Below are 11,583 nucleotides of genomic sequence, written 5' to 3'. Positions count from 1 at the left end.
GGGTTGAGTAGAGGGAAAGGTTGGGTTAACAGATCAGCGGTGGGGTCAGCCGCCTTCGCCGTGCCGCAGCACGTCCGGGAGTTCGTCCACATAGACCGTTTGCGGCGGCTCGAAATAGATGACCAGCACCTCGTCACCGACTGCAAAGACGCTCGTCTTGTCGAAGGGGTGGGCATGGAACGCGTTGGTGCCGCCCAGATAGGGCAGCATGACCTCGCCGAGGGTGCCGGGGCCAATGCGCCCGGTCACGCGGCCGATCTTGCCGGTAAGGCTCCGGTCAACGTTCTTATGCATCGGGGGCTTTCGCGGGGCGCTTGCCTTCCCGGCTGTTCTTCAGTGCCGAAGACAAGGCAGGAAGGTAGTCGCCCACCTGGGCCAGGATGCCGCCCAGCATCTTGTTGACGCCCTCGCCGCCGTTCAGCACGGTCATCTGGCCCACGTGGGAGAAAGGCTCGGCCGCTGCGGCGATGATGGCCGGCATGTTTTCGGCCAGCTGCTGCGAAATGACGGCGTCCTGGTTGGTCCCGAGTGCTTCGGCGCGCGCCTTGATGCCGTCTGCCTCGGCCAGCGCCTTGGCCTTGATGGCGGAGGCCGCGGCTTCACCGCGGGCCCTGGTGGCAGCGGCTTCGGCCTCGCCGGTGACCTTCGTGGCTCCGGCCGCGGCCGCCGCGGCAGTGGCGTTCGCCTGGGCCTGGAGCTCCGTCCGGCGGGCGTTGGCCTGGGCTTCGAGTTCGGTGCGGCGGGCCAGCGCCTCGGCGGCGCTGATGTCCGCCGCCTTTTGGCCTTCAGCGTCGGTGCGTTTGGCATATGCCTTGGCATCGGCCGGCTTCCGGATGGTGGTCTGGAGCTTCTGCTCTTCCCGGTCCGCCTCCAGCTTGGCCACTTCCGTTTCCTGCACGACGACGTGCTGCCGGGCTGTTGCATCGGCCAGCGGTCCAGCCTGGGCGGCCTCGGCTTTGGCCCGTTCGGCGTTCGCCTGCGCCACCGACTGCCGGATGGCCGAAATGCTCTGCGCGTCCGCGATCATTGCGGCCGCCTCGGCTTCCTTCTCGGCCGCCTCACGGTTCCGCGTGGCCTCCGCGATCCGGGCCTCCATTTTGACCTGGGCAATGTGGGGCTTGGCGATGTTCTGGATGTAGCCCGTGGGGTCCTGCAGGTCCTTGATCTGAAGCGAATCCACCACCAGCCCCAGCTTCTCCATTTCCACTCCGCTGGCGCTGCGGACCTGGGACCCCAGCTTGTCCCGTTCGCGGATGATCTCTTCCACGGTCATGCTTCCGATGATGGACCGCAGGTGGCCCTCAAAGACGTTGTAGACCTGGCTTTCCATTTTGGGCTGCTGGCCCAGGAAACGCCTGGCCGCATTTGCGATAAACGGCGGGGCGTCACCGATTTTGTAAATTACCACGCCCTCCACAATCACCTGGATGCCCTGCGAAGTCACGCAGGAAACCTTTAACTCCGTTTCATTCAGCGTCAGGGAAAGCATTCGGACGGTCTGCAGGCCCGGAAATACCAGGGCGCCCTTTCCGGTGACAATCTTGAAGTCCATTCCGGCCCGGGTTTCCAGGGTCCCGCGGGTCAGGCCGGAGATGATCAGGGCCTCATTGGGCTCCGCCACTTTCCACATCAGTTTGATGGCCCCCCAAACAAAGCCGACCACCAGTATTGCCCCGATAATCGCGGCAAGAAGCGGGAAGAATGCTGACAGATCCGGCATGACGAGGTCCTTTCGCGTGCGGAACAGGCCTCCCAGGAAAGCCCCAATAATGGCAGCTGCTCAGGCCTTGCCGGTATTGCGTGTCGCCAATTCCGGCCTGCTGGCCAACTGTTGTAGACAGTCTGGTTGGCGCCCGCCCAAGAGTCCAGAGCGCGGGCTGTTGCGTGGGGTTTTCAACAGGCTGGATCTCGACCGACCAGGTTCCTATTTGCCGAGGATCTCGCGGGCAACGCGCTGGGCCTCAATCTCCTCAGGGGCAACGGTGGTTCCGCGGAGGTATCCGGCGGTGGCCATGATTTGCCGCAGCTCGGCGTGCGTGCGCGGCGTGCTCACCCCGTGGTGGGCCATGGCATGGCAATTGGCGCAGAGCGGAACCAGATCCGTGAGCGGATCCAGCTGGTAGCCGCCGCCGAGTTGGGCCGCCGGCACCACATGGTGGACGTCGATGAAGTCCTTGCCGAGCTCCCCGTACGCCAGTTCGAAGGAGAACCCGCAAGCCGCGCAGCTGCTGCCGCGGTGCGCGATGCACGCCCGCCGGGCCGCCGCATCACGCTCGTACCGGTTGGCGGTGACGTGCACGACGGCGGTCTCGGGGTACGTGCCGGGCACAGGTTGGGTGGGGTCAGGTCCTTGCGCCGGCCCGTGAGTGGCCCAGAGCGCCCGGACCGCGGCTTCGTCGCCGGACTCCAGCGCCATGCCCCCGGTTTCGGCGCTGGCCCACACGACGCCGGGCACCGCTGCGTCGAGGACCGCCGCAGGCACGTGGTCGCCCAGCGGCAGGAGCGCATCGAACGCAACCTGAACGGTGAACTCAGGCTGGCCCGACGAGGCCGCCTGATCCGTCTGCCCGGGCTGCCCCGACAGGACAACGCCATGGCCGAGCAGGCCGGGGCCGTGCGCTCCCAGCAGGAGCAGCCACACGCCGGCGCCCGGGGCAACGCTCCGGCCCACGCTCCAAGGCTCCAGATGCAGGCCGGTCACGGCAACCTGTTCAACAACAGCCGCGTAGTTCCAGCGGTTCCAGCCAGCCGGGTCCCAGCCCAGGATGATGTCGCTCATGGGGCCATTGTTGCAGGCCCCATGGCCCGTGCCGCCTTTGGCGCGAACGGACACTTGGGGCCCTGATTTCCAAGCGCGAACTGGCAGCTATTACCCTCAAAACCGAGTCTTGAGGGTAATAGCTGCCGGTTCGCGCCAGAGGGTGGGCCTCAAGTGTCCGTTCGCGCTTGGTCAGCGGGGTGCTGTTTCGGCACGCTCACCCACCGACCGGCTCGGTCATCGGCTCGGCGGCGACCACCGGGTGGTCCCGGCCCAGGTTCCCGAGGCCGGCGGCGCCTTGCGGGGATCCCAGCTCCTCGAAGAACTCCACGTTGGCTCGGACATAGTCGGCCCATTCATCCGGGACGTCGTCCGAGTAGTAGATGGCCTCCACGGGGCACACCGGATCGCATGCCCCGCAGTCCACGCACTCGGACGGATGGATGTAGAGCGAGCGTTCGCCCTCGTAGATGCAGTCCACCGGGCATTCCTCGATGCACGCCTTGTCCTTCACATCCACGCACGGCTGCGCGATCACATACGTCACGGCTGGCTACACACCCGTGTAGACGGTTTTGCCCCAGGTGAAGAAGTCCAGCGCGGACCTGCCCTGCTCGCGGAACGTGTTGGTGGAGGAATCTTTTACCCCGCCGAACGGCACGTTCAGGTCCAGGCCCGCCGTCGGACGGTTGACTTTGATCACGCCGGCCTGGGCACGGGCGGCGAAGTCCGTGGCGCGTGCCAGCGAGTCGGTGCAGATGCCGGCGGTCAGGCCGTAGCGGGAGTCGTTGATGGCTGCGAGCCCTGCCTCGTAGTCGGCCACCTCCAGGACCGTCACCACGGGCCCGAAGATCTCCTCGGTCACGGCGGCGTCGTCGAACGGGAGGTCGGTGAGCACGGCGGCCGGGACGAAGAGCGCGCCGGCGGGGTCGCCGTCGTACGATCCGTGCAGGAGGGTTGCCCCGCGTTCGACGGCGGCGCGCACCGCCGCCTGGTCCTGCTCGAACTGCTGCCTGCTCACCACGGCCCCCATCCGGACAGCGTCCGGCCCATCAGTGTCGAGGCCGTCCCCGACTGTGTAGGCGGCGGCTTCCGCCGTGAGTGCCTCCAGGAATTCCTTGCGGACTCCGGGCGTGACGTAGACGCGGGACGTTGCCGTGCAGGCCTGGCCGGTGAGGCCGAAGGCGCCGGCCGCCACCACCTGGGCGGCCTTGCGGGGATCGGAGTCGTCCAGGACCAGCACGCCGTTCTTGCCGCCCATTTCGAGCTGGACCCGGGCGCGGCGGGCGTTGAGGATCTCCTGCAGTCCGAGCCCCACGTTGGTGGAGCCGGTGAAGGAGAGCCCGGCGATGCGGGGATCGCGGGCCAGGGCGTCGCCCACCACGCGGCCCTTGCCGTGAACCACGTTGAACACGCCGGCGGGCAGTCCGGCGTCCTGCAGGGCGCGGGCCAGGTGCGTGGCGGAGAGCGGGGTGAGCTCGGCCGGCTTGATGACCACGGCGTTGCCGCTGATCAGCGCCGGGGCGGCCTTCCAGGCCGGGATGGCGATGGGGAAGTTCCACGGCGTGATGAGCCCGACGACGCCGAGCGGTTCGCGCCGGGTGGTGATGGTGGTGTCCGGCAGGCCGCTGGGCAGGACTTCGCCGGTGGCGGCCCAGCCGAGCGAGCCGAAGAAGCGCAGCACGTCCGAGGCGCGCTTGACCTCGCCCTTGGCTTCGGCGAGGGTCTTGCCTTCTTCACGGACCAGGTCTTCGGCGATGGCGGTCTGGCGTTCGATCAACAGGTTGCCGGCGGTGATGAGGATGGCGCCGCGGGAGGGTGCGGGCAGGGCGGCCCAACCGGGCTGGGCGGCGGCGGCAGCGCTGATGGCTGCGTCGACGTCGGCCGCGGTGCCGCTGGGGGAGAGGGCTGCAAGCTCGCCGGGGCGGGCCGGGTTGATGCGCTCCGTGCCCGCTTCGCCCAGCCATTCGCCGTTGATGAGGTGGTGGGCGGTGATGAGTTCGCGCTGCGTTGAGACGTCGGTGGCTGTGGAAGTCATGGTATTCCTTCGGGTCGTCGGGAAGAAGGGTGAGGGGGAGCTAGAGGCTGCGGATCAGGCCGCCGTCGCACCTGAGCGCGACTCCGGTGATGTACGACGCCGGCGCGCTGCAGAGAAACGCGGCGGCGGCGCCGAACTCCTCCGGTTCGCCGTAGCGGCGGGCGGGGATGGTCTTTCGGGATTCGAGCTGGATCTCTTCCAGCGTGGTGCCGCGGCGTTTGGCGGCGGCCTGGTCCAGTTCCGCCACGCGGTCGGTGGCGATCCGGCCAGGCAGGAGCATGTTGACCGTCACTGCGTCCAGGGCCACTTCGGCCGCGAGGGTCTTGAGGTAACCGGCCAGTGCGGCGCGGCCCGTGTTGGACAAGGCCAGGTTGGGCAGCGGAGCGGCCACCCCGCTGGAGCCGACGGCGAGGATCCGTCCCCACCGCCGTTCCCGCATGCCCGGAAGGACGTGCGAGATGAGGGCGTGGTGCGGCTTGACCAGAAGGTCGAAGGCGGCGGCCATGTCCTCGGAGCTCAGGGTGGCCGCGGCGCCGGGTTTCGGGCCGGGGCCGTTGAGGACCAGGATGTCGATGGGCCCCAGGTCCGCCACGGACTGTTCGATGGCGGACACGATGCCTTCCGGCGTGGTCAGGTCCGCCTCGATGGCCACGGCATCAAAGCCGGTGCTGGCGTAGGCGCTGTGTCCGTGCACGCCGTGCAGTTCCGCGACGATCTCCTTCGCCCGGTCGCGGCGGCGTCCGATGATGGCCACCCGGACACCTTCCGCCGCGAGGGCTTTGGCTATGGCCAGGCCAAGGCCGCCCGTGGATGCGGCCACCAGGGCTGTTTTTCCGGCGATTCCCAGATCCATCAGAACCTCCCTGCCGGCGCAGGTGCGCCGTCCGGGGCGGACTGTAACTCCAGGGCGTCGGACGCCTCGCGCAGATGGACGCCCATGCTGGACCTCAGGTCCTCGGGGAAGCCGGCAGCCGGCGGACGGACGCCCGCGTCCCGGATGAGGCCGCGTTCCCGCAGGCATTCCTTCCGGATGGCCAGGGCCACCTTCGACTGCTGTTCGAAGTTGATCAGCGGCAGGTACGGCAGCAGCTGGTCCCGCGCGGCCTGGTACCCGTCCTCCTGCCACGCCCGGACACACGCGATCAGCGCCTCGGGGTAGGAGAAACCGGTCATGGCTCCGGCCCCGCCGGCCATGAGTTCGTCCAGGAGTCCCTGGCCGCCCAGGCCGCCAAAGACGGAAACCCCGACGGCGGCAGTCAGCTCGGCGATGGCCACACTGGTGGGCGGCGCCTCGGCTTTGACCGCGATGACAAAAGTGCACCAGGTCACCACCGAGATCAGCGCCTTGGTGCTGATGCTGACGCCGCTGGCCAGCGGATAGTCCTGCAGCACCACCTTGGCGCCGGTGGCACGGTGGATGGCGTCCAGATGGGCGATCACCACTTCCGGCCGGGCCGAATTGGCCTGCACCATAACGGCCGCCAGGCGCCCGCCGGCCACGGCCTGGGCTGCGCGGATTTCCTCGATGGCGGGGCGGGCGGCCAACGCGGTCACGCCCACTACCAGCGGGAGGTTGGTGCACTCGACGGCGATCTCCAGGACCTGCCGGCGTTCTGCCACGGTGAGGGCTGCGGCTTCGCCGAAGACACCGAGGACCGTCAGCCCCGTGGCGCCGATGGCCTCGTAGTGCTCGACCATCCCGGACAGGCTGTCCAGGTCGACGTCCAGCGTGCTGCCCTGGAACGGCGTGGCAACCACGCCCCACACGCCTGGAGCCAAGGGCTCGCGTGTGTCCTTCCCGGTTCCGTTGTTCAGCGATTCAGTCATTGAATCCTCCTCGAAATTGTTGGGCATCAGCGGCCAGGCCAGACCGGCGGCCGCTTTTCCTGGAAGGCGCGCACGCCTTCGGCTGAGTCTTCGCTGTCCAGTGCCGCCATCAGTGCCGGCAGCCGGAGGCCGCGGGCCTCCTTGGCCGTGAGGTGGCCGGTTTGCGTGACCATCTGCTTCACGGCCCGGACTGAGGTGGGGGCGCAGGCCAGGATCTGGTCCACCCAGCGCTGCACCGCGGCGTCGAGCTCTTCGGCGGGGACCACCTCGTTGACGAGGCCCATGGCCTGCATCTCGGCGGCGTCCGCCTTCCGGCCTGTGAGCAGCATGCCCATCGCCTGGGTGTGGGGGATGCGCCGCACCAGTTGGTGGATGCCGCCGTCGAGCGCCAAACGCCCCACCCGCGGTTCCGTCAGCCCGAACTTCGCGCTGTCCGCGGCGATTACGATGTCGGCGCCGAGCACCATTTCCATGCCGCCGCCGAGTGCGTAGCCGTTGACCTTGGCGATGACCGGGATGTCCAAGGTGGCGCGGAGGCTCAGGCCGCCGAACCCGTTCGGGTCCAGCCCGGCCCAGTACTCCAGCCCCGTCTTATCCACTGCGGTGGCGGACATGTCCGCCCCGACGCAGAACGCGCGGGTGCCGGCGCCGGTGATAACAACGGCGCGGACGTCGGGGTCAGCTTCCAGCTGGTTCCAGATCTCGTTGAGAGTGGCCTGGGCGGTGCCGTTGACGGCGTTGAGGACATGCTGGCGGTCGATCACCACCGTGGCAACGTGGTTGGTGATGGTCAGGGTGACCTGGTCAACCATGGTCTGTTCTGAAACGGCGGTCACCGGAGAACCCCCAGCTGCTGCAGGCGCTCGATGGTTTCCTGATCGAAGCCGTTCTCCAGCAGGACCTCGACATTGTGCTCGCCGAGCCGCGGCGCGGCGCGCCGTACCGTGGGCGGGGTGGCGGAGAGCCGGATGGGTGCGTTGAGCATGCGCACGGTGCCCACGCTGGGGTGTTCAACCTCCACGATCATGCCGTTGGCTTCGGTCTGGGCGTCGGCCAGGGCCTGTTCCAGCGTGTGGACGGGGGCGTTGAGCAGCCCCTGGTCCTCGAGCTGGCCGGTCCAGTACTCGGTGGTGTTGGTGGCGATGCGCTCGCGGAAGATCGCCTGCAGGGCCGGCTTGTGCGCGAACTGCTGCTCCAGGTTGGCGAACTCGGGCCGGAGCGTGAGGTCCTCGTCCAGCCCGAGGGCTTCGGAGATGCGGGCCAGCGGGTCCGGGGTGAAGCCGCCCACCATGCACACGGCGCCGTCGGTGGTTTCAAAGACACCGCTCAGGGGCATGGCGCCCCAGTTGACCTCGTAGCCGCGGTTGAGCTGCATGCACGCCTCCTGCATCTGAAGGTGCAGCATGGAGTCGTACATGGTGACCTCCACTTTCTGGCCGACGCCGGAGGTTTCCCGGGTGCGCAGCGCCAGCAGGATGCCCTGCATCAGGTGCATGCCGGTGATGTAGTCGCAGAGGGTGGTGGGGTAGATGGCGGGCTTCTGGTCGTCCGATTCCCGCCGCCACATCACGCCGGAGTAGGCCTGCGCGATGGCGTCCTGGCCGCCCTTGTGCGAGTACGGGCCAACAGGGCCGAAGCCCGTGCCGGAGGCCCAGATGATGCCCGGGTTCTCCGCCTTGAGTTCCTCGTAGCCGAAACCCATCCGCTCCATCACGCCGGAGCGGAAATTGCTGACCACCACGTCCGCGTCCGCCAGGATGGCGTGCAGCACGTTCCGGCCTTCCTCCGTGCGTGTATCGATGGAGACGCTGCGCTTGTTCCGGTTGATGGACAGGAAGATCGGGTTGTCCTTGCCGTCCTTGTCCGGGAACGAGTTGCGCGAGATGTCCCCGGCGCCCGGCCGTTCCACCTTGATGATGTCCGCGCCGTAGTCGCCCAGCAGCTGCGTGCAGGACGGGCCCATAAACACCTGGGTGAAGTCCACGATCTTGATGCCGTCCAGCGGCAGCGGGGTTGCGGCGGGCTGGGCAGAACCGGCCTCAGCAGCGGCGGCGGGTGCCGCCGTCGTGCGTTCAGCTGTTGTGCGTTCCGCGGGAACTGTCAGTTCTTCGGTGACGGTGCTCATGCCGGCACCGCCGCGTCGGCGTCCAGGGTGGCGTTCGACGACGGGACGTCGCCCGGGTCGGCGCCGTGCCGGCGCATGCCCTGCTGGATGTCCAGCGCGGACACGTCGCGGACCAGGATGCCGTTATCGACGGCGAGGGCCGCTGCGACGCCGACGGCCTGGCCCATGGCCATGCAGGGCGGGATCTCGCGGGACATTTTCTGCGCCTCGGGGGTGGCGGAGTAGTGGCGGCCGGCCACCAGGAGCTGGTCCACTTCCGTGGGCAGCAGCGAACGGTACGGGTAGTAGTAGTCGCGGCCGCGGGCCACGGTGTCGGCGAAGTGCCGGCGCTGGGTGACGTCGTCCTTGGTCATGACGTATTCGCCCTGCAGGAGGCGGGTCTGGCGGACGCCCATCTGGGAGGCGACGTCCAGCATGTAGCAGTTTTCGAAGCCGGGCAGGTTGGCGCGGACGTAGTCCACGGCCTCGGAGATCCGGTCGCGGGCGGCGAACTCGGCGGCGGTCATGTCTGCCGGGTCCGTGCCGTCGAAGCCGGTCATGTGCGGGGCGTTGCACCAGACCACGCCGTCGATGGGGGTCTTGAGCCACCACAGTTCCCAGGCGCCGCCGAGCAGGCGCTTGATCTTGCGGTTGATGGCGCGGGCTTCCTTCGGGTTGGCCTGCTCGAAGGCCTCGGCTGCATCCGTGTTCACGTTGCCCAGGCGGAAAACGAGCGTGGTGAGGTAGTTGTCCTTGGCGTAGCTGGCGCCGGCCCGGGACGCGACGTCGATGTCGCCGGTGGTGTCGATGACAATGTCTGCCATAAAGGCCTGCGGGCCCAGCTTGGTCTCGCAGATGACACCCTTGATCACGCCGTTGTCCACGATGGGGCGGGAGAACCAGGAGTGCAGGCGCAGGTCCACGCCGGCCTCCCGGACCAGGTCGTTGGAGACGCGCTTCCAGCCGTCCGGGTCGAACGCCGCGGCGTAGCAGATGGGCTTGGGGTTGGTGTGGGAGTGGAAGTCGAAGGTGCCGTAGCGGCCCCACTTGTTCCAGAGTTCCTCGGACGTTTTGCGGTCATCAGCCGGCGGGACGACGGCGAGGCCCAGCTTCTGCAGGCGCTCGACGTACTCGGAGACGATGCCGGTGACGGTGATTTCCTGGCCGTTGATCATGTCGTCGAGCACCAGGACCATGCCGCCGGAGGCGAGGCCGCCGAGGGATGAGTAGCGTTCCAGCAGCGTGACTGTGGCGCCGGAGCGGGCCGCGGTGACGGCAGCTGCCACGCCTGCGGGGCCACCGCCCACCACGAGGACGTTGGAACGGGAGATGACGGGGGCGGTGAGGTCCGCCGTCGTGGTTGCAAGTTCCAGCGAGTTGAAGGAGGAGTTTTTGGGCGCGACGGAGTCGGCTGGGTGGAGCGGGTTCATGGGAGGATCCTTAGTTTCCGACGAAGATGCCGTTGGTGCGGCGGGCGGCGAGGTAGAAGGCGATGCTGAGGATGGACAGGACGGCCACGTATACGGGGAAGACCCAGGTCAGGCCCAGGGACTGGAGCCAGACGAGCAGGTAGGAGGCGGTGCCGCCGAACAGGGCGACGCCGATCCCGTAGCCGAGGGCCACACCGGTGCCGCGGCAGTTCTTGGGTATCAGGGACGTGCTGACCACGTTGTAGAGGGTCATGTTGAGGACCAGGACCAGGGAACCGCCGAGCAGGACCGCCGCGAAGCCGCCGATGCCGGGCTGGACGTACATCAGCATGAGGAACACGGAGGGGATGGCCAGGATGCGGGTGATCAGGAACCAGCGGGACATCGACTTGCCGTCGGCCAGCTTGCCGATGATCCAGCTGCCGACCACCATGACAACGCCAAGGGCGGTGGTGATGGCGAAGACCGACGTCGGGTCTTCCTTGAAACCGCTGCGGGCGGCGCTGGGCAGTCCGACGTTCCAGGCGTAGTTGTAGGCCTGGGCTGCGCCGACCACGAAGATGATCGCCAGGACGGAGAGCCAGTGCTTGCGGACCCCGGTCCAGACGGCGGCGGGGGAGTTGCTGGCCATTTCTTCGGGCTTGAGGGTTTCCGGCAGGGCGCGGCGGAGGTAGATCACCACGAAGCCGAAGAGTGCGCCGATGATGAACGGTACGCGCCAGCCCCAGTCGGCCATAACGGCGCCGCCGAGGGTGAGGCTGCAGAGGAAGCTGACCAGTGAGGCGAGCAGGATGCCGATGTTGACGTAGAAGGACATGATGCCGGCCACGTAGCCTTCGCGGCCTTCAGGCACCAGTTCCACGGCATGGGAGGTGGAGAGCGGGGCTTCGATGCCGGTGGAGATGCCCTGCAGGATACGGCAGGCCACGAGGATGATGCCGGCCCAGGCGCCGATCTGCTGGTAGCTGGGGCAGACGGCAATGACCAGGGTGGTGCCGGCCATCAGCATGATCGACATCAGCATCACCCGGCGTCGTCCGATCCGGTCCGCCAGGGTGCCGAGCAGGATGCCGCCGAGGGGGCGGAAGGCGAAGCCGACGGCGAAAACGGCCAGGGCGTTCAGTGTGGCCGAGAGCGGATCGGTGTTGGGGAAGAAGTTCGGGCCGATGAAGGCCGAGAGGAGGCCAAAGACCATCCAGTCGTACCATTCCAGGGCGTTGCCGAGGCCCAGTCCCAGCAGGCCCTTGCGGACCTCGGGGGTGAACTTTTCGTGTTTGCGGGTGGGGGAAGCTGACGTGACTGCGTTGTCCGTCGTTTGGATATCGAGCATGGAAGTGTCCTTACGCTTACGCCTTCGGAGGCGTGGGAGGGTATGACGCATCGACGCCTGTCGAAGCAGGCGTCCATGCGAAAGTGGCAAGGATTG

General features: G+C 67.7%; 11 protein-coding genes. All 11 read right to left on the bottom strand.

Going from position 1 to position 11,583, the window contains the following annotated elements; translation table 11 throughout:
- Positions 1 to 45: 45 nt before the first annotated feature.
- Complete coding sequence (locus MUN23_RS03090) at positions 46 to 294, bottom strand: hypothetical protein (protein ID WP_248762049.1); 249 nt, start codon at positions 292 to 294, stop codon at positions 46 to 48.
- Positions 287 to 1,720 (bottom strand): flotillin family protein, encoded by a 1,434-nt coding sequence (locus MUN23_RS03085; protein WP_248762048.1) that lies wholly within the window; start codon positions 1,718 to 1,720, stop codon positions 287 to 289. The genes MUN23_RS03090 and MUN23_RS03085 overlap by 8 nt, the downstream gene beginning before the upstream one ends.
- Before the next feature lie 204 nt (positions 1,721 to 1,924).
- On the bottom strand, positions 1,925 to 2,779 hold the full coding sequence (locus MUN23_RS03080) for an HNH endonuclease (protein WP_248762047.1): 855 nt from the start codon (positions 2,777 to 2,779) through the stop codon (positions 1,925 to 1,927).
- Between the two features lie 196 nt (positions 2,780 to 2,975).
- Positions 2,976 to 3,305: a ferredoxin gene (gene fdxA, locus MUN23_RS03075; protein ID WP_248762046.1), complete on the bottom strand. Its 330-nt coding sequence runs from the start codon at positions 3,303 to 3,305 to the stop codon at positions 2,976 to 2,978.
- A 6-nt stretch (positions 3,306 to 3,311) separates the two neighbouring features.
- On the bottom strand, positions 3,312 to 4,796 hold the full coding sequence (locus tag MUN23_RS03070) for an aldehyde dehydrogenase family protein (protein ID WP_248762045.1): 1,485 nt from the start codon (positions 4,794 to 4,796) through the stop codon (positions 3,312 to 3,314).
- A 40-nt stretch (positions 4,797 to 4,836) separates the two neighbouring features.
- The gene (locus MUN23_RS03065) at positions 4,837 to 5,649 is read right to left on the bottom strand and encodes an SDR family oxidoreductase (RefSeq protein ID WP_248762044.1); all 813 of its coding nucleotides are present in this window, start codon (positions 5,647 to 5,649) and stop codon (positions 4,837 to 4,839) included.
- Positions 5,649 to 6,623 (bottom strand): dihydrodipicolinate synthase family protein, encoded by a 975-nt coding sequence (locus MUN23_RS03060; protein WP_248762043.1) that lies wholly within the window; start codon positions 6,621 to 6,623, stop codon positions 5,649 to 5,651. Before MUN23_RS03060 ends, MUN23_RS03065 begins: the two co-directional genes overlap by 1 nt.
- A 26-nt stretch (positions 6,624 to 6,649) precedes the next feature.
- Positions 6,650 to 7,435 carry an enoyl-CoA hydratase-related protein gene (locus tag MUN23_RS03055; RefSeq protein ID WP_248763976.1) on the bottom strand — a complete coding sequence of 262 codons (786 nt, stop codon included), beginning with the start codon at positions 7,433 to 7,435 and terminating at the stop codon, positions 6,650 to 6,652.
- 20 nt (positions 7,436 to 7,455) lie between these two features.
- A complete protein-coding gene (locus MUN23_RS03050) occupies positions 7,456 to 8,748 on the bottom strand; it encodes a CaiB/BaiF CoA-transferase family protein (RefSeq protein ID WP_248762042.1) in 1,293 nt (430 codons plus the stop codon).
- Positions 8,745 to 10,157: an FAD-dependent oxidoreductase gene (locus tag MUN23_RS03045; protein WP_248762041.1), complete on the bottom strand. Its 1,413-nt coding sequence runs from the start codon at positions 10,155 to 10,157 to the stop codon at positions 8,745 to 8,747. Before MUN23_RS03045 ends, MUN23_RS03050 begins: the two co-directional genes overlap by 4 nt.
- Positions 10,158 to 10,167: 10 nt before the next feature.
- Positions 10,168 to 11,487: an MFS transporter gene (locus tag MUN23_RS03040; RefSeq protein WP_248762040.1), complete on the bottom strand. Its 1,320-nt coding sequence runs from the start codon at positions 11,485 to 11,487 to the stop codon at positions 10,168 to 10,170.
- Between the last annotated feature and the right edge of the window lie 96 nt (positions 11,488 to 11,583).

Source organism: Pseudarthrobacter sp. SSS035, assembly GCF_023273875.1.
In the GTDB taxonomy this organism is placed as follows: domain Bacteria; phylum Actinomycetota; class Actinomycetes; order Actinomycetales; family Micrococcaceae; genus Arthrobacter.
This window is presented reverse-complemented; position numbering and strand designations above follow the sequence as displayed.